This window comes from Paenibacillus solani (assembly GCF_001277345.1).
Classification (GTDB): Bacteria; Bacillota; Bacilli; order Paenibacillales; family Paenibacillaceae; genus Paenibacillus_AQ; species Paenibacillus_AQ solani.
On sequence record NZ_LIUT01000006.1, the window covers coordinates 398,067 to 420,172 of the forward strand.

25 protein-coding genes are annotated in these 22,106 nt (G+C 49.4%); 12 read left to right on the forward strand and 13 right to left on the reverse strand.

What is annotated here, in order from left to right; translation table 11 throughout:
- Positions 1–135: 135 nt before the first annotated feature.
- Positions 136–1,086, reverse strand: coding sequence for an AraC family transcriptional regulator (locus AM231_RS23085; protein WP_242615287.1), 951 nt, complete (start codon positions 1,084–1,086; stop codon positions 136–138).
- Between the two features lie 296 nt (positions 1,087–1,382).
- On the opposite strand from AM231_RS23085, the gene AM231_RS23090 reads away from it, so the two are divergent.
- Positions 1,383–2,258, forward strand: a complete 876-nt coding sequence (locus AM231_RS23090; protein ID WP_207383674.1) for a DUF4362 domain-containing protein — start codon at positions 1,383–1,385, stop codon at positions 2,256–2,258.
- A gap of 93 nt (positions 2,259–2,351) precedes the next feature.
- On the opposite strand, the gene AM231_RS23095 is transcribed toward AM231_RS23090, so the two are convergent.
- From AM231_RS23095 to AM231_RS23105, 3 genes are all read right to left on the reverse strand, one after another.
- Entirely contained in the window at positions 2,352–2,936 is a 585-nt protein-coding gene (locus tag AM231_RS23095; RefSeq protein WP_054404685.1) for a TetR/AcrR family transcriptional regulator, read from the reverse strand.
- A 7-nt stretch (positions 2,937–2,943) separates the two neighbouring features.
- Positions 2,944–3,693 carry an alpha/beta fold hydrolase gene (locus AM231_RS23100; protein WP_054404686.1) on the reverse strand — a complete coding sequence of 250 codons (750 nt, stop codon included), beginning with the start codon at positions 3,691–3,693 and terminating at the stop codon, positions 2,944–2,946.
- A gap of 213 nt (positions 3,694–3,906) precedes the next feature.
- Positions 3,907–5,655 (reverse strand): alpha-glycosidase, encoded by a 1,749-nt coding sequence (locus AM231_RS23105; RefSeq protein WP_054404687.1) that lies wholly within the window; start codon positions 5,653–5,655, stop codon positions 3,907–3,909.
- A 339-nt stretch (positions 5,656–5,994) separates the two neighbouring features.
- On the opposite strand from AM231_RS23105, the gene AM231_RS23110 reads away from it, so the two are divergent.
- The gene (locus AM231_RS23110) at positions 5,995–6,255 is read left to right on the forward strand and encodes a metal-sensitive transcriptional regulator (protein WP_053490159.1); all 261 of its coding nucleotides are present in this window, start codon (positions 5,995–5,997) and stop codon (positions 6,253–6,255) included.
- A 77-nt stretch (positions 6,256–6,332) separates the two neighbouring features.
- On the forward strand, positions 6,333–7,346 hold the full coding sequence (locus tag AM231_RS23115) for an NADP-dependent oxidoreductase (protein WP_054404688.1): 1,014 nt from the start codon (positions 6,333–6,335) through the stop codon (positions 7,344–7,346).
- A 192-nt stretch (positions 7,347–7,538) separates the two neighbouring features.
- Here AM231_RS23115 and AM231_RS23120 read toward each other — a convergent pair whose 3' ends face one another.
- The 3 genes from AM231_RS23120 to AM231_RS23130 all read right to left on the reverse strand — a co-directional run bounded on the left by AM231_RS23120 (position 7,539) and on the right by AM231_RS23130 (position 9,441).
- Positions 7,539–8,030, reverse strand: a complete 492-nt coding sequence (locus AM231_RS23120; protein WP_054404689.1) for a cytochrome c biogenesis protein CcdC — start codon at positions 8,028–8,030, stop codon at positions 7,539–7,541.
- 119 nt (positions 8,031–8,149) lie between these two features.
- Positions 8,150–8,725 carry a TetR/AcrR family transcriptional regulator gene (locus AM231_RS23125; protein WP_054404690.1) on the reverse strand — a complete coding sequence of 192 codons (576 nt, stop codon included), beginning with the start codon at positions 8,723–8,725 and terminating at the stop codon, positions 8,150–8,152.
- Positions 8,722–9,441 (reverse strand): MBL fold metallo-hydrolase, encoded by a 720-nt coding sequence (locus AM231_RS23130; RefSeq protein WP_054404691.1) that lies wholly within the window; start codon positions 9,439–9,441, stop codon positions 8,722–8,724. The genes AM231_RS23125 and AM231_RS23130 overlap by 4 nt, the downstream gene beginning before the upstream one ends.
- 226 nt (positions 9,442–9,667) lie before the next feature.
- On the opposite strand from AM231_RS23130, the gene AM231_RS23135 reads away from it, so the two are divergent.
- From AM231_RS23135 to AM231_RS23145, 3 genes are all read left to right on the forward strand, one after another.
- Positions 9,668–9,859: a hypothetical protein gene (locus AM231_RS23135; protein ID WP_054404692.1), complete on the forward strand. Its 192-nt coding sequence runs from the start codon at positions 9,668–9,670 to the stop codon at positions 9,857–9,859.
- Positions 9,860–9,998: 139 nt separating this feature from the next.
- Positions 9,999–10,529 (forward strand): sigma-70 family RNA polymerase sigma factor, encoded by a 531-nt coding sequence (locus tag AM231_RS23140; RefSeq protein WP_054404693.1) that lies wholly within the window; start codon positions 9,999–10,001, stop codon positions 10,527–10,529.
- Positions 10,522–11,916 carry a DUF4179 domain-containing protein gene (locus AM231_RS23145; protein WP_054404694.1) on the forward strand — a complete coding sequence of 465 codons (1,395 nt, stop codon included), beginning with the start codon at positions 10,522–10,524 and terminating at the stop codon, positions 11,914–11,916. The genes AM231_RS23140 and AM231_RS23145 overlap by 8 nt, the downstream gene beginning before the upstream one ends.
- Before the next feature lie 2 nt (positions 11,917–11,918).
- Here the strand turns inward: AM231_RS23145 and AM231_RS23150 are convergent, their stop codons facing one another.
- The 3 genes from AM231_RS23150 to AM231_RS23160 form a co-directional block, all read right to left on the reverse strand.
- The gene (locus AM231_RS23150) at positions 11,919–12,128 is read right to left on the reverse strand and encodes a DUF6199 family natural product biosynthesis protein (RefSeq protein ID WP_054404695.1); all 210 of its coding nucleotides are present in this window, start codon (positions 12,126–12,128) and stop codon (positions 11,919–11,921) included.
- Positions 12,129–12,329: 201 nt separating this feature from the next.
- A complete protein-coding gene (locus tag AM231_RS23155) occupies positions 12,330–12,740 on the reverse strand; it encodes a hypothetical protein (RefSeq protein WP_054404696.1) in 411 nt (136 codons plus the stop codon).
- 166 nt (positions 12,741–12,906) lie between these two features.
- Complete coding sequence (locus AM231_RS23160; RefSeq protein ID WP_054404697.1) at positions 12,907–13,296, reverse strand: heme-copper oxidase family protein; 390 nt, start codon at positions 13,294–13,296, stop codon at positions 12,907–12,909.
- A gap of 166 nt (positions 13,297–13,462) precedes the next feature.
- Between AM231_RS23160 and AM231_RS23165 the strand changes: the two genes are divergently transcribed.
- A complete protein-coding gene (locus AM231_RS23165) occupies positions 13,463–13,936 on the forward strand; it encodes a DinB family protein (protein ID WP_054404698.1) in 474 nt (157 codons plus the stop codon).
- Positions 13,937–14,008: 72 nt separating this feature from the next.
- Here the strand turns inward: AM231_RS23165 and AM231_RS23170 are convergent, their stop codons facing one another.
- Positions 14,009–15,169: a copper amine oxidase N-terminal domain-containing protein gene (locus AM231_RS23170; protein WP_054404699.1), complete on the reverse strand. Its 1,161-nt coding sequence runs from the start codon at positions 15,167–15,169 to the stop codon at positions 14,009–14,011.
- 238 nt (positions 15,170–15,407) lie between these two features.
- Here AM231_RS23170 and AM231_RS23175 point away from each other — a divergent pair, with 238 nt between their 5' ends.
- Positions 15,408–16,475: a lactonase family protein gene (locus tag AM231_RS23175; RefSeq protein WP_054404700.1), complete on the forward strand. Its 1,068-nt coding sequence runs from the start codon at positions 15,408–15,410 to the stop codon at positions 16,473–16,475.
- Positions 16,476–16,656: 181 nt separating this feature from the next.
- On the opposite strand, the gene sleB is transcribed toward AM231_RS23175, so the two are convergent.
- Positions 16,657–17,316, reverse strand: a complete 660-nt coding sequence (gene sleB / locus AM231_RS23180) for a spore cortex-lytic enzyme (RefSeq protein WP_054404701.1) — start codon at positions 17,314–17,316, stop codon at positions 16,657–16,659.
- A 387-nt stretch (positions 17,317–17,703) separates the two neighbouring features.
- Between sleB and AM231_RS23185 the strand changes: the two genes are divergently transcribed.
- From AM231_RS23185 to AM231_RS23200, 4 genes are all read left to right on the forward strand, one after another.
- Entirely contained in the window at positions 17,704–18,780 is a 1,077-nt protein-coding gene (locus AM231_RS23185) for a sulfate ABC transporter substrate-binding protein (protein WP_054404702.1), read from the forward strand.
- Positions 18,781–18,818: 38 nt separating this feature from the next.
- Positions 18,819–19,667: a sulfate ABC transporter permease subunit CysT gene (cysT, locus tag AM231_RS23190; RefSeq protein WP_054404703.1), complete on the forward strand. Its 849-nt coding sequence runs from the start codon at positions 18,819–18,821 to the stop codon at positions 19,665–19,667.
- A gap of 16 nt (positions 19,668–19,683) precedes the next feature.
- A complete protein-coding gene (gene cysW / locus AM231_RS23195; protein WP_054404704.1) occupies positions 19,684–20,550 on the forward strand; it encodes a sulfate ABC transporter permease subunit CysW in 867 nt (288 codons plus the stop codon).
- Between the two features lie 144 nt (positions 20,551–20,694).
- Positions 20,695–20,916, forward strand: coding sequence for a YezD family protein (locus tag AM231_RS23200; protein ID WP_054404705.1), 222 nt, complete (start codon positions 20,695–20,697; stop codon positions 20,914–20,916).
- A gap of 107 nt (positions 20,917–21,023) precedes the next feature.
- Here the strand turns inward: AM231_RS23200 and AM231_RS23205 are convergent, their stop codons facing one another.
- Positions 21,024–21,935, reverse strand: coding sequence for a hypothetical protein (locus tag AM231_RS23205; RefSeq protein ID WP_054404706.1), 912 nt, complete (start codon positions 21,933–21,935; stop codon positions 21,024–21,026).
- Positions 21,936–22,106 lie beyond the last annotated feature (171 nt).

Below are 22,106 nucleotides of genomic sequence, written 5' to 3' on the forward strand. Positions count from 1 at the left end.
GTGGATTGATAATGCAAAGACGACAACAGCCTGTCACTTGGTCTTTCGTTATGACTTGCCCCGAGTATAGCATGTGAACGCTTTCTTCGATTTCACTATCGTGCGGATTTATTGGATTATCGTACAGGGGTGTTATTAGTCTATGGTCTTAAAGGCATTCTTTTTATAATAGGCGGGCGTTGTACCCGTATATTTCTTAAAACATCGGCAGAAGTAGGGAAGCTCGTTGAATCCCACCTTGAAGCACACGTCAGTTACTGACAATTCAGGCTCTGTGAGCAGCCGCATAGCCATCCGTATCCGGTAATTGGCCAAGTAATGGCTGAAGGTCCGGCCGGTAACTTCCTTGAATCTGCGGCAGAAGTTTGTCCGGGACATCATAGTTCGGGCGCATAGATCCTCCAGCCATAGAGGCTGGTCATAATGATCATGAATGTACTGGACCGATTCCAGGATGGGTTCGCGGTATTGGTTGCTGTCTCCCCTTGTTGTTGAATGCTTGCTTTGGTCGGCATGCTCACGGGTCAGGATGGCCAGCAGCTTCAGCAGATTGGCCTTCAGCAACATATCGAAGTAAGGCCCCCGGCCTTCGTATTCGGAGAGCATTTCGGTCAGCAGCTCCTTCACCGCCAGGTCGCTTTTGCCAGTCAAGGTGATTTTCAGCGGGACGCTGTCTTCAGTCGTAACAAACGTCTTGATAAAGGAGAGGTCGAACGTATGCGGCTCGGCGGGTCTCCCATCCAGCTGTTCATTAATGAACGCCGGCATGAATTCGCAGCCCAGCACCTCCAGCTCCTTACCTGGCGTCATCTCCACCCGATGAATGCTGTAAGGCGGAAGCACGAAGATGTTTCCCTGGACCATCCGGTATTTTTGACCATGGAAGGTATGGGTGAATTCGCCTTTGCTGACATACCAGATTTGCAGGTAATCGTGCATGTGATCGGACAAGCTCCCGAACTTCTCGGTAATCCGGTACATTTTGCAGGGCAGGCCATTCGCCATTTCCAGCTCTGATGTAAAGTAGGCAATGCCTCTCCGGGTACACTCATCGATATCTGGACTCAACCAGTGAATAGCCATCATTCAATCCCTCCTGAAGTACGTGTCGATCCTGATATTCATAGCATAACTGATTAAGGGCATGAAGGAAGGGGAAAGTGCGAAAAAAATTAATCGAGTGCCTAGAAGGCACTCTTTTTCTTGAGGGGAACATTGCCATCCGGAGATTTAATTTGGAGAGGGACAGTTCACGGCTTATCAGATTGATTATCAGCTGCTTGTCGTCCACAGTGAAACAAGATTGAAGAATTGACGAGACCTCGTAACAAACGGACATTGTCAAACGTCTATAAGTTAGAGGTGATAATCTGATGGAAACCTTGAGGACATTCAAACTGACAAAAAGAAAACTCGTTTCACTTGGGCTGCTGATGATGGCGCTCCTGCTGGCAAGCTGCGGCTCGGACAAGGCTGGTGGCGCAAAGGAGTCTTCCAAGACAGAAGGAGGAGAAAACACTTCCGTTATGGTGGGGGATAGCCGATCCCGAGATTATGTGACGATCCACCGTGGTCAAAACTTCGGCAAAGTCAGCTCCGGTATTTATGGAATGCTGGATAGCGTGGAGGAAGCAGAGGCATGGGATCAGACCATTCGCGAAGCGATCAAGATGCCAGGCATCATGGATGTAAGGGAGCCCGATTATGATGCGGTGATCCATTTTAACGGAAAAAGTACGTCGATTCATTTATGGCTAGACCCTGACAGTAAACGTGGAATGTTTACCTATATAACGGATACCGGGACAGGATATAGACTGACCGAAAAGTCTACAGCCCAGATCAAAGAAAGGATCGGTCAATTGCGATACACATTTGAGCAGGCTGTGGACAATGGGGATGTTGTGTTTGGATTGGGCGAGATCGCCAATCGGGAAATATGGGATGAATTCGTGATGGAGGTTAAGAAGAAGAATTCCGCCTCTGTACAGCTGACGAGCTATACGAAAGAGGGAGATCCCATTTTTAATGATTTGGAGTATGATCATCAGGGCAAGGTCTTTAAGCATCGATTGGATACGACTCATGATACGATGGGCATGCCTACAAAATCCGTGGAATTCTGCAAGGAATTGGTAGCGGAGGAGACGGAGCAGGGGATCGAATATCGTCTGAACGGTTGCGGTGAAGGATATGCTCAAGAGAGTGAGACTTTTCATGTGATGTTTCCCTTTAATAAAACGATACAAAATAACTAAAGATCAAATCCCTATCTGTGAGTGAAAATAAATTTCGTGCAGCGAAGAGCCGAGGAGTCCTACAAACCTGGACATAACCTCGGCTCTTATTCGTTATGGGCAAAATTCCTTCAGCATCTGCTCCTTCACTTCATCAATGGGGAAGTGCTGGGGATAAGTGGAGATCATCAGCATGATTCCCTGTAGAGTAGAAGAGAAATATAAGGAGCGCTTGCGCGGCTCGGGAACTCCGATGCTTTCGAATATGCTGCATTGAATCTCAAACTGCCGAGCAGCTTCTTCCACGAGACGCTTGCTGTAAGGAAACAGCTCTTGATCTGCTTCTGGCTGGGTTTGAAGATGCAAGTAAAACCGGAATACTTCCGGCTGCTGATAGACATTGTCGATGGCTTGCTCTACGATGAATTTCAGCTGCTCTGCAGGTGCTTGGAGTGAAGCAGCTTTTTCGATAACTTCGGCAACACCTGCGATTCGCTCCTCAACCATAGCGGCCAAGAGTCCTTCCTTGCCTGAAAAATAGTTATAGAGCAGCCCTTTGGAGATTTCAGCTTGCTTGGCTACATCGTTAATGGAAGTGGCATGGTAGCCTTGCTGGATAAACAAATCCATGGCGGCTTCTAAAATTTTGTCCTTCGCCAACTGGCGTATGCGTTCGTTTTCGCTGGGTGAGCGTGGCATGACATTTTCATTCCTTCACAAATGAGATGATATGGCTGGATAACTCTTCCGGATGCGTTAAGGTGACCATATGGTCCGCTCCTGCGATGGTGGCAAAGCGAATGCTCGGAACCCTCCGAAATTGTTCTCCTACCTGCTGGTTATCGGGCAGCTCATGATCTCCTATAATAAACAGCGTTTTGGCCTTGATATCCTCTAATCGCTCCATCGCCGGCGGCTCCGGCCACACCGAGTCATAGGTAGACCAGGTAAACATACGTTCAAAATGGTGGCGAAGCATGCGGATCATAAGCTCCCGCTCGGCACGGTTTCTAGTAATTTCATAAGAAGGCGGCGCTATGCACAGCTCGATCATTTTCTCGATATCAGGGGCAGCAGCACTTACGCTGAGCATGTAAGCTTGCATCTCCTCAGAATAAGGAAAACCGGACAGTGCTGGTGCAATGACAATCAATTCCGATACTCTTTCAGGATAATGGATCGCGAACTCGGTGGCAATCCGGCCGCCCATAGAGTGGCCGACAATCGCAGCTTGCGAAATATCCAGATGATCCAGTAGAGATAACAGATCTTCAACATAGCTTGGCGGCTGGACGGGTGATGGAGAGTGGCCGGCTCCGCGACCGTCAAAGGCAATGACGTGAAAGTTTGCGGATAGGTGAGGGATAAGATAGCTCCAATCCCGCATATCCGCTCCACCGCTGTGAACAAGGACGATCGGTTTACCGCTGCCATGAACTTGGTAGTGTAGATCCAATAGAATAACCTCCAATCGATTTACAATCATGAGGGCTTGATGAGATTATTTTATTATTGATTGAACGGTCGGTCAATATAAAAATAATTCGAATTTTAAAATTCTTTGCGAAGTCGGATCGCACGGCACTGTAAATATTACTGAGAAAAAACTCCCTTCGACTGCCGGCGGGTCATTTCGGCCCGTATGGCATTCAAAGGGAGTTTCATGTATTTATTGTTCTGCTCTCAAGATGGCAAAGCCGTATGCCGGCAGCTTCACGCTAAGCTGACCTTGCTTCGCGCGGTAGTTCTCGCCATTCCACAGTTCCTTCCACTGAGTGTCCAGCACTGGGACCGTGATGGTATTGCCCGCTTTATCGTTGTTGACGGCAATAAGAATGGTCTCGTTGTCATCCTCGCGAAGGTAAGCGATTTTGCCGCCGTTCTTCTCGGCCTTCAAAAATTTGAAGCTTCCCGTGCGCAGGGCGGAATGCTCTTTGCGCAGTTTAATCAGCGTTTGATAGAAATTGAACAGGTCCTTGTCATGCTTGGACTCATCCCATTCCATACATTTGCGGCAGCCCGGATCATGCCCGCCGTCCATGCCGATTTCGTCGCCGTAATAGATGCAAGGCGTGCCGAAATATGTGAACTGGAACATCGCGGCGAGCTTCATCAGACGCTTGTCACCGTTTGCCTGCGTTAACAGTCTTGCAGTGTCATGGCTGTCCAGCAGGTTGAACATCACTTCGCTGGCCTGTCTCGGATAACCGGCAAGCTGCTTGCCGAGCATGAAGGAGAATTTCTCAGCATCGGCAGTGCGGTCAATGAAGAAATCCAGCACGGCGTTGGTGAACGGGTAGTTCATGACAGCGTCAAACTGATCGCCTTCGAGCCAGATGGAGGATTCATGCCATACCTCGCCAAGAATATACGCGTCGGGATTGGCTTTTTTTACGACTTGGCGGAATTCACGCCAGAAGCTGTGGCCTACCTCGTTGGCTACATCGAGGCGCCAGCCATCGATGCCCGTTTCCTTGATCCAGTACTCGGCAGCCTTGAGCAGATAAGCCCGGACTTCCGGATTCTCCGTGTTCAGCTTCGGCATCAGCGGCTCGAATGCAAACGTATCGTAAGTCGGAATGCCGTCCACCACTTCCAGCGGCAGGGAGCGCACGTAGAACCAGTCCTTATATTTGGAGTTCATGCCGTTCTTCTGCACGTCAACGAATGGTGCGAATGTTCTGCCGGAGTGATTGAAGACCGCGTCCAGCAGCACGCGGATGCCGCGTGCATGGCACAGATCGACCAGTTTCTTCAGGGTCTCCTTGTCGCCAAACTGTGGATCGATTTCCATATAATCTTCAGTATCGTATTTATGGTTCGTCGTTGCCGTGAACAGCGGCGTGAAATAAATCGCGTTGACCCCAAGCTCGCTTAAATGGTCGAGATGGTCGATAACCCCTTGGAGGTCACCGCCAAAAAAGTTCTTCGGCGTCGGTTCGGCACTGCCCCAAGGCAAGGCGCCCTCAGGATCATTGCTTGTATCGCCATTAGCGAAGCGTTCCGGGAAGATTTGATAGAAAATGGCGTCCTTGACCCATGCCGGCGGATGAAAGACATCATCGGGATTAATGAATGGGTACTCGAACAGACGGTCCGGGTTAGCCGGCGGTTCCGTCAGGAAATCGTATTCGGTCATCCAGCGTTTCTCTTCTCCTTGCTGGAGCAGGAAGCCGTATTTCAAACGGCGATAAGGAGGAGTTGCCTCGCACTCCCAATAATCAAACATTTCATCTGAGGACAGCTTGGTCATCGGAATGTATTCCATCGTTTGATCCCACAGATACTTGTCGCCTGCGAGGGCGTACACTTCGGTAAGATCATCTTTTTTGGTGCGGATTCTGAGATGGATGGTTGTGCCGTTATAAGCGTAAGACCAGTTTTTGCGGGGACGGTGATAGATCGCTTCCAAGAACATCGATAATTCCTCCTTAAATAGTAAAATAAAAAAGGCACAACCAGGACTATGAATAGCCGAGGTTGTACCTTTGTAAGATAACATTGCCTTTAAGTTAGGATGTTGTAAATCAGGGCGAGCCTATGAATGCTCTCGCTAATTAGAAATATACCACGGCCTCTTGGCGTATACAAGTCCCGATAAAAGTGCATTTTCGCTTCCCGACGTAATTGGGTTGTTCATGAAGGATATACTGAATCTGGTGATGGCAAGGCAAGCGGGAGGATTGGGCAGAGGTTTGATGTATAATATAGAAACAAGGCCAAGCCTGACATGTATACGTATTTAGGAGGTCATCATATGCAATACGACGATCAGATGAAGAACCGGGTCAAACGAATTGAAGGGCAGCTTCGCGGCATATTGAAGATGATGGAAGAGAACAAGGACTGCAGGGAAGTTATTACGCAATTGTCGGCTGCACGTACGGCGATTGACCGGACCATCGGGGTTGTTGTCAGTTCGAATCTGGTGGATTGTGTACGCCAGGCGGAAGTGAACGGTGAAGATACGGAGAAGCTGGTGCTGGATGCCGTTAATCTGCTCGTTAAGAGCCGGTGATTGAAGTCTAGGAAATTGGCAGACGGATAAAATGGGTAAAGGATAGGATGACGGTTTTTTAAAAGGAGGCTACCCATTTGTCTGTGAATGAACATATTATATTGGCCAAGCGGCCGCAAGGAATGCCTGACGAGTCTGATTTTACGTTGGAAGAAATCCCTTTGCCCGTCCCGCAAGCGGGAGAAGCTTTGGTTCGGACCGTGTATTTATCGGTGGATCCGTATATGCGGGGAAGGATGAGTGATGCCAAGAGTTATGCGAAGCCTTATGAGGTAGGGCAGGTTATAGCAGGAGGCGCCATAGGACAAGTCATGGAATCGGCAGATCCGACCTTACGCGAAGGGGACTTCGTAGTGGGTACATGGGGCTGGCAGCGCTATGCCGCCGTTCAAACGGGGTCGCTTCGCAAGGTCAACCCTGATCTGGCACCGATCTCAACGGCCCTTGGTGTGCTAGGGATGACCGGCTTGACCGCGTATTTCGGACTGCTGGATATCGGTCAGCCGCAGGCAGGAGAGACTGTAGTGGTATCAGGCGGTGCAGGCGCAGTGGGCATGATTGTCGGACAGATTGCGAAGATCAAAGGGGCGCGGGTGGTCGGCATTGCCGGTTCTGACGAGAAGAACAGGTATCTGACCGAGAAGCTGGGGTTTAGTGCGGCGATCAATTATCGTAGCGATGATCTGGCATCAGCATTAGCCGAAGCTTGCCCTGATGGAGTTGACGTCTATTTCGACAATGTAGGCGGTGAGGTTTCCGATGCGGTTCTGCGTCTCATTAACCGAAATGCACGGATTCCGATTTGTGGACAGATCGCCCTTTATAATCTGGAGAAGCCGGATACAGGACCGAGAATTCAGAGCCTGCTGCTCACCAATACGGCATTGATGAAGGGTTTCCTGGTCGGAGATTATGCCAGTCGTTATCCTGAGGCATTGCAGGAGCTGGCCGTATGGCTGAGAGATGGGAAAATTCAATATGCCGAGAATATCGTGCACGGTTTCGAGAAGACCATAGAGGCGTTTCTGGGACTGTTTTCCGGAGAGAATCTGGGGAAACAGCTGGTGAAGGTAAGCGAAGAACAGCGTTAGTTTTATATGCCATCCAAAATAATAAAGAGTGCCGGGTTCACGCATCTTCGCGAGGCTCCCTTTCGGAAGCTTCACGTCCGGGTAGGGCTTCGCCTACCGGTTTGCGTGAGCGTCGGCACTCTTTTTTTGTGAGTGATTGAAAGCTGATATGTGGGTTGATAGGAAGACCAAGGGAATATAGCCTGCTTGTTACTACATTGCCGCTTCCGGAGCGGTAAACTGCTGATATTGGCGATACATCGAGATGCGCCAGTGGACGATCATGCCGTAAGCCAACATGAAGAACAAGGCTGCGGTCTGTGGAAGGGAAATATGCTGCTCAATATACCCGTGCAGCAAGAGCCGGACAGCGAGCAGGCCCAGCAGGATAAAGATAAAGCTTTTCGATTTCTGCATATAAATCTGCCCATCGACTTTTTCGAATTTAGTGCTTCGGATCAAGGGATAGGAGAAGATGAACCAGCCGATCAGAAAGGCAATCCCCGCCCACCATATCGGGATTCGAACCTGCGGCTCAACAAACATCAGGAATCCGCTGCTCATGGCGATTGGCGGGATGATAATCTTCTTGATGGTTACGGGGCGGTGACTTGCCTTCATGCGAATGAAGATAACGGTCAGTGCCATAACCAGCATAACGATTGTTGAGCCTATTTGAAGAATTGGGGAATCGAAATTAACCACAATTCAGAACCTCTTTCCATAAGTAAGATGTACATGCTATTGTGCGTACTGCCTATTGATTATAGCATATTCTTATGCCAGGCAAAATCAGGCCGGCAAGGAGGTTCTGGCTGGCATATCTATTGCCGAGTTTTATGAAGAGTTAGCCCATCAATGAAGATTTGAATCATGAATTCCAAGCTGTCGTCCAAACTCAGATCAAGCGCGAATTGACCCGCACGGTCGAGGGAAGAAAACCCATGGCACAAGCTGCGAAGAGTCCGCACCGTATGCAAGGCCTCTGACTGGCTGAGTTGGTAAGGGACTAGTATCTGGAGTAGAAGCTCCACAATTTGATCTCCTACTTGCTGTATTTCTTGCTGATCTGGACGGATAGGCTGCAGTGCAGCTTCGTATAATCCAGGATGAGAGCGGGCAAAGTCGACATAGGAGAGGCATGCATGACGCAAAGCATCTTCCCCCGAACGACCGGCAACAGATTTAAGCATCCGATCATGAAGGGTTTGTAGGCCATACAGCGTCAGGGCAGCATGCAGTCCGGTTAGTCCGTCTACGTGGTTATACAGAGAAGGAGAGCGAACACCCAGCTTGCCCGCAAGCGCGGCTAAGGTCAGTGCGTGCAGCCCATCCCGATCTGCTAGTTCGGCAGCGGTTTGAAGCAGTTGAAGCCGATCGATACCGGGTCTTGGACTCACTGTGCATTCCTCCTCATCATGGACTCAGCGTGCGTGATGGCTTCTTTCATGGCATCTGTAGGATTTCTCAACATACGGCCATGGCCGACAGCCAAAACGGTGGGGTGGAGTGCGGTTACTGCTGCTGCGCTTTCCAAGGCGAACTTCTTGCTCCAGGTAGCCATAGCAGGGAATGGAAACCAGGGTTTGATTACTCCGGATACGGCTAACCCGCCCCGGGTCTGCCAGGAGTCGCCGGCAATCAGAATCCCGCTGCGTTCGTCGAGAAATGCCATATGTCCCGGTGTATGACCGGGCGTGGCGATGGCTCTGAGTGAACCCACTCGATCCCCGTCATGCAGAAGCATATCCGGTACGGTGGTTATGCTCTTCGGAATGTCTCCACGAATGGGAGTATTCTCTTCTCCGGGCAGCAGCTCGGTATTACCTTTAAGCAGCTGTGCATCGCGCTGCGAGATGCAGACCGTGGCATTTGGCAGCTCTTTTTTTAACCCGTCGAGTGCCCCGACGTGGTCGCCATGGGCATGGGTCAAGACGATGCGGGTAATAGGTTTGCCGACTGCTTCTGCCGCTTGCAGAATTCCATTTTGTGTAAATGACATGCCGGCATCTATAAGCGTCAATCCATCGTGTTCCTCTACAAGATACACGTTTATGGGGAATAGACGTGGGAGAAAAGAAAGTTGGGTTACCTGTTCCATCGTTGTTTTTAACATTAACGATATCCCTCCTCTTCAATTTTTAAAACTAATGGTATTAGTATATTAACTAATATAGTTAGTTTATGCAAGTGTGAATTTTAACATTTTCATGTATACGACGCTTTATCCCCTAATTTTTTAATATATTTACCAAATTTTGAGTGCAATTTTCATCATTTTACGTTACCATAATGATAGATATACGGAAAAAATTGTAGGTTGAAGGGTGAGGGCAGTCGACATGGATATTTTTAAACGCATCGTTATTGTGGTTGTGATGTATGCCTTCTCCGCGTTACTGTTATATGTCGCCAGTCGGCATACACCATATCTGCTTCCCATCATCTGGATCTCTGCGTTTATGCTGCTGTTATGCGGCATTGGTTATTTGTGGCACTACTACTTCTTTAAAAGACGCAAAAGAAGAGGTTAAAAGATGCTATCGTTAGTCTGCCTTTACCTGGGCGGGCTTTTTTTGTGCGGAAAAATAAAAAACCGTTTGAGCGTTATCGCAGTCTTATATAGAGTGATGTTGATAGTTGAGGCAGGATGAATGAGGGGGAAGGAATCGCATGATGGATCATAATGAGCTTGCGGTCGCAGCATGCAGAGGGGACGAGAAGGCGTTCTATACACTTGTCACAGAGCACCGAAGGCGCCTGTACGGGATCGCCTACAGCTATTTGCATAACGAGAGCGACGCGCTGGAAGTACTGCAGGAGACGGTATGCCGGGCGTGGATGAAATGCAAGAAGCTAAAAGATCCGGAGGCGTTTGTTCCCTGGATCACCCGGATTCTGATCCATTGCTGTGTAGATGAACAGAAACGAAAGAAGCGAATGGTTCCCGTAGAGGAAGTGCGCATGCAAGAGACGGCCGCAGAGATGGTCAGCGACAGCAAGCTGGATCTGGAGCGTGCGCTGGGCCGAATCAAGCCCAAATACCGTCATGTGCTTATCCTGAAATATTACCAGGATATGACGATCCGTGATATTGCAAGCATTCTTGATGTGCCAGAGGGAACGGTAAAGACCCGCCTGCATCAAGGATTGAAGCTGCTTCGGCACAAAATCGAGCCAGGAGGTGCCTTATTCCATGTTTGAGAAGGAAGAGCGAATGCTGAATGAGATGCAGAAGGATACGGAAGTCAGCACAGCGGTTGTATCCGACGAAGCATTGGATGCGGCCGTGCAAAGCGGGATGCAAAGAGGACGGCACAGGCAGCGGAGCCGGGCACGAGTAACGGTTTTGTCCGGGGTGGTGGCGACCATAGCGGCTGCGCTTCTGTTCGTGGTATGGAGCGGGAGCGAAGGCTTGGTGAAACCCAATGAGCAAGTGGCGGCTCAGGGACCGTACCCTGAGCTGACAGGGTTTGATTTTGGAGAGGATATTACGCTGAATACAGCTAATAAATACGGTTTGATCCAGCCGGTGAACCAATCAGTGACCGAGGGTGATTACACGGTAACCGTAAACGGAATTCTTACTGGTTCTCAGCAGATGGAGATATTCTACACGATCGAGAATCATGCGGAGGAACCCGCAGATTTAAAACGGATCGAGGTGAAGCGTAAAGGTTCAAGCGAATTGCTGCCTTACAGTATCGGGTCGTCAGGTAAGGCGATTAAGCCTGGGGAAACGATCCATTCCCGCTGGAATGTTCAAGTAAGCGACAATCAACCGATACCAGAGGAGTTGACGTTATCTTTTAGCATCACGCCCTATTCTACAAATACGGCTTATCAATCCCGGGCGGAGAACGAGCAGGTTCTGGATGTTGGCCTATCCGTGGATATGGAAACAGTCCGGAAGTATACAACAACGGTTTCGATTAATAAAATGCTGCAAATTGAGAAGCAGAGGTTCTATTTGAAAGAAGCGGTAATGTCTCCGGCCGGGATCGTCTTGAAAGCCAATATCCCTTCCAGTAACACGATGAAGGTATCCGGTTTATGGGACGTATATTTGGAATCCGTAGTAAGTGGCGAGCGGATCCGATTGAACAGCGATTCCGCATTTTTGCCGGGTGCCGGGGGAGGCGATATGACATACTTCTTCGACAGCAATATATTGGAGAATCCGGAATCGATCACGCTGAAAGCGAGCGGATTCCAAGCGGTGGACCCCTCAGATATGAAACTCGTGGTCGATACGGATAAGAAGGAGGTCCTCCGTTCTCCGGACGGCGACATTCGGTTCGGAGCGTACACGGGGCATACGCTGACATTGGAATACGAGGAGCAGGCTGATCGGCATATGGGCAGCGTATCCATTGAGCCGGAATTCGTAGACGGGGAAGGGAAGAAGCATACGATCAACGAGGACGCAGGGGGACTCAGTTCCTCGTCCCGATCTTCTTCGGATACTGAGGTAGGCCTTATTACGCAGTATATCCACCTTAAACCAGAGGATTATCCGCAGCCGCTTACATTTACGCTAAGCAGTTACCCTGGCGTTATGGAGCAGGCATTCGAGGTGCCGATTCAGTGAGCTTATAGATGCTGGAAGCTCAGCAAAATCACCACGAAGCCGAAAGTTATAATTACTTTGCCGATAAATTTTATGTACCATATTCTCACATCGCTAGGTTCAGTGTCATCACTCATTCTTCTGAACCACCAGGAGTAAGGATTGCGGTGGGCATATAGACCAATCACAATGAGCATGATGCCTACGAACACTGTAGATATGAAATTGTACATGGGTGAATCAGCTCCTTTCTTTAGAAAATTAATACGTCTGATGAATGAACAAAGTTCCGATATATGTAAATCGTGGAGTATCCTCATTTATGGTTATCTCTAGAATGAAGGACGCGAAAAAGGAACCGCCCCATGCCATGAAGGCCTAAGGGTTGGTTCCTTTTTCATTTATCTTCAATCCTGAATTATGGCTTGATTACGCTATTCATTATGCTTTGGAGGGGAGCTTTCTGCAGACCCTTTGGCATCCAGCAGCTCAATAAGAGCTTTGGGTACCCCGTTGAGCAGCAGCCATTGGCGAAGCGTTTCGATGGCACGAATATGACCATTTCCTTCATCCCGCCAGGTCAGCAGCTCGACGACCTTAATGACGAGGAGCATCAGCTCCATTTTGTCATGCTCGGTTTGGTCTGCACGGACTTTTTGGAATACGGCCTCTTTCTCCCAATCAAGCAATATTTCTTCACCAATAGTAGGTTTCATGAGTGAATAGCTGTAATCACACTGCGGGCAGCGAACCGTAGCGAACGGATTTGAACGAAACATCACGCGGATCTCCGCTTGACACTGATGGCAGTGAAATTGAACTTGAATGGTTGTGTTTGTCTCCATATTGATGTTGCCTCCTAATAAGAGAAAGGTATCTACTTATACCCAATACTCGGTAACTGTGACCCATATTGGATGAAAGAGGCGCATCGCAGGATGACAAGAACTACCTCGTTAAAGAGAAAATATAGCGATTAGAGCTTGATACTCCTATGCGTAGCGAGGTTTTCTATCTCCTTCTCCTCACACTCTTCACACTTTTGACATGCGTCAGTACGTTATAGAGGAAAGCGAGGATGCCAAGCGTGACCAGCACGCCGCCAGCGGCGATGACGGGCTCTACCGATTCTACTCCGCTTACGAGCAGTGTCAGACCGATCATCATGATAGGCAGGCCGATGTTGTGGAGCCAGAAATGCACTTTGCCGACGGTAGACTCCCCGGCTGCGGGGAACAGATAATAGATAATACCCGCCAGAGCCAGGGAAGCCCAACCCAAGAGATTAACATGTGTATGAACAGAAGCGTAATCATAGCTGTGAGATATTGACATATACATGCCAAGCAATATACCCAAAACGAAATAAATAACGGCGATCTTAATTAATTTGACACCCATAGAACCCCTCCTTTATGGATTATTATTATGATATATGTCGCTTGGGGGGAAGTAGACCATGAGGGAGGGATTTTTGGTAAAGGTCTAAGTTGCGATGTGTGGAAGAAGGATAATCTTGGCACCTTGCCGAAAACAAATTACAAAATGGCTAGGTGGGGGAATGGTAATGAAGGAACATAAGTTCTTTGTACAATTTCGTGAACTGCGCAGACAGACGTTAGCAATGGCAGACTCTATTCCAGTACATATGTTGGATGTGGTGCCGCCAGGCTTTAATAACAGCATCAGGTGGAACCTGGGGCATATTCTTGTTGCTTGGGACTACGGAATTTTTCCAAAGGTAAATGAGAACCCGCGGATGCCAGCGTTATATTATCGTCTGTTTTCTAAAGGGACCAGACCTGATGCCTGGACAGAAGAGCCCCCGGCATACGATGAGATTATCGGTTTCTTGTCTTCTCAGGTAGACGAAATCTTGGCAGTCTCGAATGGAAGAATGGATGATCTAATCGCACAGCCATTCTTGAGAGTGAAGTATCTGAGAGGTATGTTCAGCTTTCATATCAGGGAGGAGCAGCATCACCTGGATTGTATACAACGAATTAAGGCTGCTATCGAAACCTCCTCTGTCGTCAATTGATGTTCCAAATAAAAGAAACCGTGAACTCCTTAGAAGGAATTCACGGTTATGCATAATGGTTATTTGAATAATCTATTCAACTTCCAGCACATCATAGATCAGCCATTTGCCCTCATGCTTCTTGAGCCAGTAGAGGGAAGTCGATTGGATCGTCTCACCGTCCGCATTATCGCTCTCTTCAATGTAGATAACGGCGTCGTCTCCTTGGAAGAATACCGTCTGTACGGTCTCTGCCTTGAGCATGAAATTTACTTCATCGAAGATACCTTCTGCAATGCTCTCCTGGAACATCCCGTAAAAGACTGAATCCGGATGAATGACGGACATCAGGAGCGGACCATTCTCCTCATTGAAGCCTTTATACTGGGTATCAATGGACTCTTGCAGAGCCTTCTGCTCAGCAATCGGCACTACCGGTCTGGCCTCAAGCAGCTTATCCCCCACGAAGTATTCGGTCTCGTATTGATTCTGATCATATATTTTCCATGCACCTGATGCATCCTTCTTCACTAGTATCTCGTAATGGAGCGTAACATCCCATGTGAAAGGCCCGCTCTTGCGATCGAGTGTAACGTTGGTGAACGCATGGATGGATGATCCAGCCACCGTCACGTCCCATACATCAGCGGATACACTCAGATCGTATTTGAATTGATCCCGGTACTCTTCTTGGATCTCTTTATAAGATGGCGACTTGGGATGATAAGCGGTCATGACGGCATTCAGATCCTTGGCATTGCCTGCCTTTTCAATGATGTTGTAAAGACTCTCCACCTTAGCGCTGGCATCAACGATCGCACTCTCGCGATCAATCTTGATGGTACGTGCCTTGGAATCCCAAGTCACGGGAAGTCCGGTAGCTTCAGCTACGAAGCGCAGAGGAACAAGCGTGTTGCCGGCATCGGTGAACGGAGCCACCTGAAGCTTGGTTTTCACCCCGTTGACGTAGGCGGTATTCTGGCCGATGGTCATCTGCAGCTTCTGATCGAGAAATGTACCGGTCACCTGCTGCTTCGCACGGTTCCAATCCACTTTGTAATCCAAGGCCTGGAACAAAGGACGGAACTGAACGAAGGTAACTCCGTTTTTCATAATGGGCGCTGCCTGAAACTGGATTTCCTGGTTATCGAGGTAGACTCGGATGCTGTCCTGCTTCTTGGCGGGTGCTGCTTGCGCTGCACTAGCAAACAGAAACAGCAAGGCGATAGCCAGGAGGCCGATTTTTTTGTTCAATGTGCTGTCATCTCCTTCAACGAATGATAGAATAGGGGAGGTAATTGTGGTAATCGTACATGATATGACCATCCGTAGCAATATATTTCTGCATAAGAAAGTAATGACACCAACAACAGCATGGCTGATTACCGTGGCTGCTTGAAGAAGCGGTAAGCACGTCGTTTTGTTGGGTAATACATAATAGGCATCAAACCGGGTCACCGGATCAAATCATTCATATAAAGGAGTGGAACACATGACAGCAGGACAGGAACTGGTATTTTACATAGGAACCTATGGTTCAGAGGACGAGAATCGCATACATTGGGGGGCGATGGATCGGGCAACGGGTGAGCTTCGTTTATTGGGAGGCACTGCAGGGATAGAAAATCCCACGTATCTGGACTTTGATGATTCCGTCTCTATCTTGTATGCGGTGAGCGAGAAGGGCGAAAGCGATGTATCGGCTTATTCGGCCAACCTGGTAACAGGGGAATTGACGCTGCTGAATGCTCAGTCAACCGGCTCATCCGGAGCATGCCATGTATCCCGCACATCCGATGGAAAGTTTATCATGACAACAGGCTACAGCGATGGGCAGATTTCGGTTTTGGCATTAAAAGACGACGGGCAGATCGGAGAGCTGGTCTCGAAGATCAAGCACAGCGGGCGCGGACTTCGCGATGACCGTCAATCGGAGGCCCACCCGCATTCGATATTGGAAGACCCGGTAAGCCGCTTCATTATTGTCAGTGACTTGGGTATGGATGAGGTGAATATGTACCGACTGGAAGAGGGCAAACTGGTAACCCAGCGTGAGATTAGTCTGCCGCCAGGCTCGGGCCCGCGTCTTGTCGCTTTCCATCCATCAGGCAAGTGGGTGTATGGCGCGAATGAGCTGAACAGCACCGTAACCGCTTATGCGAACGATGGAACCTTTGGGGATTTGAAAATATTGCAGCATATCTCGACGCTGCCTGAAGACGTGGTCATGGACAACAATACATCGGCCCATCTGCTCGTATCACCTTGCGGTCGTTATCTGTATGCGTCCAATCGGGGACATGACAGCATCGTTCAGTATGTAATCGATCAGGAGGACGGAACGCTGCGTGCGGTCAACTGGGTGTCTTCCGGCGGTAAAACGCCGCGTCATTTCAATATCCTGCCGGGTGGCTTCCTGCTTACGGCGAATCAGGACAATGGCTTGATCGCAAGTTACCGGATAGACCCCGATACGGGCAATCTGGTCTCAACGGGTTATAGCCTGGAAGTCACGCGTCCGGTATGCATCTGTCCTGTGGAAAAAGCAAAAAAAGCATAATACATTTTCGTTATATAAAAATGGAGAAAGAGCAGCTTGGGACCCAATCATGGGGCTCAGGCTGCTCTTTTTTTGTACCCTGCCTTCTGCTGGAAGGGCTTGCGGCCATGTGGCTGCTTAAACTTTCAACTTCAGGTCCTAGACATGAATTCATCTGTTATATGTTTCAGTGGATGAATGATTAATGAGCAAAAATATGTTGGCCGATCTGCACGGTTTGCGGCCTGCTCCAGATCCACTTACTCGTTGCTGTTTTCGGATTAAAATAATACAGGGACTCATAAGTGGGATCCCAGCCGCGAACGGCGTCTCTTGCCGCATGATAGGCGGTTCGGTTCGGACTCAGCCAGTACTGTCCGTCATCGACGGCTGTAAAAGCTCCTTTTTGGAACACAACGCCCCGAATATCATTCGGGAATTCGCTGGATTGTATGCGGTTCATGACAACGGCTCCTACAGCCACTTGTCCTTTATAAGGCTCACCGCGTGCTTCGCTATATATGATCTTGGCCATGATGTTCATTTCGGATTGGTTTAAGGTATATTTCTTCAGCTGTCTCCACGTTTGCGCACCGGTTATTCCATCGGCTGGCATACCGTATTCCTTCTGGAAACGCGTAACGGCTGATTTCGTGTGGGCACCATATTTGCCATCCATCGGCTGGGTGTAGAAGTCCAGCGTTTTCAAGCGATATTGAAGGTCCCAGACATCCCCGTTTTCACTGCCTGGCTTTAACAGCGGAGCTGCCTCGGTCGTTTGGACGAACAGGGGCAGGAGCAGAAGGGTGCTCAAAAATAGGGAGGGGATTATTTTCCATGTTAGCTTGCGTATGGTGATCATCTCCTTTGGAGTTGAATTATAAGGACGGAAACGGCTTCCTACAACCAACAGTAAATGGAAAACCGCGTCGTGACTGCGTTTATAGCTATAAAAATGGTTCTATGGACGGAGTCGTCCTGAACTTGAATTTTTTTGAAAAAAAGGTTTGACATCGGTGATTGGACTGATTACAATGGCTACATAACACACTAAACAGGTAGGAATTATTATATATTGTTCTCACCGTATCGACGGAGGAACGCTCGAAGACTAAGAAGCAGGCCCGGTAGTAAACCAACTGGCTTGATTCTATTCTGACGAGCCTTCCTCCGTCTTTTTTTTAAAGAGATAAGACAATATCACCTGAGAGGTACCTGTTTAGCAAAGAATAAAAGGGGAGTGATCCATATGAAAAAGGTGTTCAAGCAAGGGGTTCTCATCGGATTAACCATGATGTTGACGGCGGCGCTTGCGGCTTGCGGCGGAGAGAAAGCAGACACGGTCGCAACCGCTAAGGGAGAAGCGCCTGCTGCCGGTTCAGGCAAGCCAAGCCTGGAATTGCTCAATGTTTCTTACGATCCAACCCGGGAGTTATATGACCAATACAACAAAGCTTTTGCAGCACATTGGGAGAAGGAACAGGGACAGAAGATTACGTTTAAGCAATCGCATGGGGGCTCGGGCAAACAGAGCCGTTCGGTGATTGATGGTTTGGAAGCGGATGTGGTGACACTGGCCCTCGGGTACGACATTGATGCCATCCGTCAGGCGGGATTGATCCAGGAAGGCTGGGAGAGCAAGTTTGAGCATAACAGCGCGCCTTATACTTCGACGATCGTGTTCCTAGTACGCAAAGGTAACCCGAAAGGAATCCAGGATTGGCCGGACTTGATCAAGGATGGGGTAGAGGTGATCACACCGAATCCGCAGACTTCCGGTGGAGCTCGGTGGAACTACTTGGCGGCTTGGGGCTACGCTCTGAAAGCCAATAACAACGACGAAGCGAAAGCGCAGGAGTTTGTGAAAGAGCTGTTTACTCATGTGCCGGTCCTGGACAGTGGGGCCCGAGGCGCTACAACGACATTTGTCGAGCGTGGAATTGGTGATGTACTGCTCGCTTGGGAGAATGAAGCTTATCTCTCAATTAATGAACTGGGGCCTGACAAATTCGAAATCGTGAACCCGTCCATCAGCATTCTGGCAGAACCTCCGGTTGCTGTCGTGGATAAGAACGTTGACAAACGTGGCACTCGGGAAGTGGCAGAAGCCTATCTGAAATATCTGTACAGTGAAGAGGGGCAGACGATTGCGGCTGAGAACTACTACCGTCCAACGCTTGGAAGTGTAGCCGATAAGTATAAGGATAAATTCCCGGCCATCGAATTGTTTACAATCAAGGATGTATTCGGCACATGGGAAGAGACGCAAACCAAGCATTTTAACGATGGCGGTATCTTTAATCAGATTTACGTGCCAGGCAGCTGATCGGCGTAACCGCCGAAGGCAGGAAAGGATGAGAGGATATGACTGTAGTCTCCGTACGGAAACAAGGCAGAAATCAGCGCAGAGTACTCCCGGGTTTTGGAATCGGTATGGGGCTGACCGTGCTTTATATGAGTTTGATTGTGCTTGTGCCGCTATCGGCGCTTCTTCTCAATCAAACCGGGTTGACCTGGGAGAAATTCTGGTCGGTTGCAACTGACCCAAGGGTGCTGGCCTCCTACCGGGTCAGCTTGACGACAGCGTCGCTGGCCGCGTTGGCGGATACGATCCTGGGGCTGCTGCTGGCTTGGGTGCTGGTACGGTATGATTTTCCCGGCAAAAAAATATGGGATGCGCTGATCGACCTGCCCTTCGCGCTGCCGACGGCGGTGGCGGGGGTCGCGTTAACTGCGATCTACTCATATAATGGCTGGATCGGTTCGCTGCTGGAACCGCTGGGAATCAAGGCAGCATTCTCACCACTGGGCATCACGCTGGCTCTTATGTTCATTGGCATCCCCTTCGTGGTGCGGACGGTCCAGCCAGTGCTGGAGGACGCGGAGCGGGATACGGAGGAGGCGGCTGCTACGCTCGGGGCTGGCCGATGGCGGACTTTTTGCACGATTATCCTGCCGGGTCTCTTGCCACCGCTCTTAACCGGATTCGCGCTCGCTTTTGCCCGGGGGATCGGGGAATACGGCTCGGTAGTCTTTATATCGGGGAATATGCCGATGAAGACCGAGATCGCGCCGCTGCTTATCATGACGAAGCTGGAGCAGTTTGATTATGCCGGGGCCACAGCCGTTGCCTTGATCCTGCTGCTGATCTCGTTCGCGCTGCTGCTCGGCATTAATCTGCTACAGCATTGGTCGCGGAAGACCGCGCGTTAAGGAGGGGGAATTTACGATGGCTGAAATTATATCCGATGCCGTCCCGGCGGTAAAACGATATGGGCCCTCCTCTTCAGCAGCGGCGGAGAAGCCGTGGGTGAAATGGACATTCATTAGCTTGGCTGGGCTTGTGCTGCTGTGGCTTATTGTACTGCCTCTGATTACCGTCATGTCTGAAGCGCTTAAGAAAGGCTGGGACGTCTATCTTGCTGCCTTATCCGATCCCGATGCGCTATCTGCGCTTAGGCTGACCCTGCTGGTCGCAGCTATTGCCGTGCCGCTCAATTCCATATTCGGCGTCATCGCGGCATGGACCCTGACGAAGTTCCGTTTCAGAGGGAAGAACCTGCTCATTACGCTGCTGGATTTACCGTTCGCGGTATCGCCAGTCATCGGCGGTCTCATCTTCGTACTTATTTTTGGCCGCCAGGGATGGTTAGGACCTTGGCTCGAAAGTCATGATATCAAGATCATATTTGCCGTGCCCGGCATTGTATTGGCTACGTTATTCGTAACGTTTCCCTTTGTGGCTAAAGAGCTGATTCCGTTGATGGAAGAGCAAGGGACCAAGGAAGAGGAAGCTGCCGTAACACTGGGAGCCAGAGGCTGGCAAATATTCTGGCGGGTAACCCTGCCCAATATCAAGTGGGGACTGCTGTACGGCATCATCCTATGTAATGCCAGGGCCATGGGGGAATTTGGGGCAGTGTCTGTTGTATCCGGACATATACGCGGAGAGACCAATACGCTGCCGCTTCATGTCGAGATTTTGTACAATGAGTATCAGTTTTCGGCATCATTCGCGGTGGCTTCCTTATTGCTGTTGTTAGCCGTGATAACACTGCTGCTTAAACATTGGTTTACACGAAAAAATGCCCATTGACAGTCCTTTCCAACCCATGCTAATGTTAATTCATACTATATTGGTTGGAAAAGAATGAATAACGAATTCATCATGTAGAGTATTAAGTTGACTTGTACTGATATGTAAATAAATTTGGGCATTGCCCGGTGAGGAGGCGTATCCATGGCTAAACCTTTAAAGGTGGATGAAATGTGGCTCGAACGCATAGCTAGCCTGCTGAACGATATGGAATTCGGTTCGCTGCAAATTGTAGTGCATGAGGGGCAAATCGTTCAGATGGAACGAACGGAGCGCAAGCGTTTCGAGAATACGACCTCTGGAGCGGTTAAGACACCGGGAGCGTCCCGGGCATCCGGCCAACAACGAAGAACAAGCTCGAGATAGAACAGGCTCGTCATGAGGTTCAATCCGTCAAACCAATTGCTTTGTAAAGAAACAGCCCTGCCATAATAACGGCAGGGCTGTTTCTGTGTATCATGTGAGAGTCGATGCTATCTCGTTCTCAGAGGGCTATTGATCTCTTTTGGCTCGCTTGGAGTCGCAATCTCTTGGTGGGAATCAGGTTCTGCACCTGGATGAAGGAATTGTTCCATGACCTCCGGATGACCGGCATAGGGCCGCTCACGCCGCTTGCGGGTAGCTGTAACCCGGAAGCCCGCCATATATAGCAAGCACTGAGTAACGAGAACGTAAGGCGAGGAGGCGTCCCCCGTCAGATTAAACAGGGCGGAAGCCACGATCAACAGATGCAGCAACGTATAAATGACGCCATGTGTTCTTCTTCTGGAATCCATTAACAGACGGTAGAAGGATATCGTAGCAATGATATTGGAGAGCCATAAGCACCACACCTGGGGGCTTGTCCAGGCAGAAGGCTGCCCGAGTGCCTCAACGAGAATCATAGACCACAGAATAACGGCTCCGAGTGCGAGGGCAGGTACAGCAGGTTTTAAGAGCAGCCACAATCCCATTCCCCAGCCGGGTTTCTCAAGGCGACCTACCAGCTCATCGCGTTCCTTCATAAGTCTGATCATTTCGCGGTTTAGCAGCTTGTGAATCGTCATCAATCTGGATTCGTCTTGGTCGCTGAGGAAGGTATCCAGCTGTTCATGGAGCTCACGAGTCAGCAGGTCAGCGGACTTACACTCTTGCAAAAGTTGGATGAGCAGGTCCTGAGGAACAGCCGTCCGGGTAGGGCGATTGATTAATATACCCAGAGGACCTGCCAGTCTGCTATAGATGGTCAAGGACTGACGAATACGAGCGAGTGAATCTTTGCGTGCACCCAATAAGCGGGATGCAGTGTATATGTACAGCCCTGAGAATATCGCTACGGCAAGAAGCACAGCCACCAGCGTATTCATAGAGCCAAAAATATTCGCGATCCATTCCGAAAGGGACAAGCTGATCCCTCCTTCAATTTTCTACTTTTCACTATTGCACATCGAACGAGGGATTTCAAGGGAATGAATGCGTCAAGCGAAACTTCGTGAAGCTTGTTTCGGAATGTTTCCTGAAGGAAATTCTTTTGTGTGAAGTTAACATATGGAATGAAAGTACATATAATGCAATAA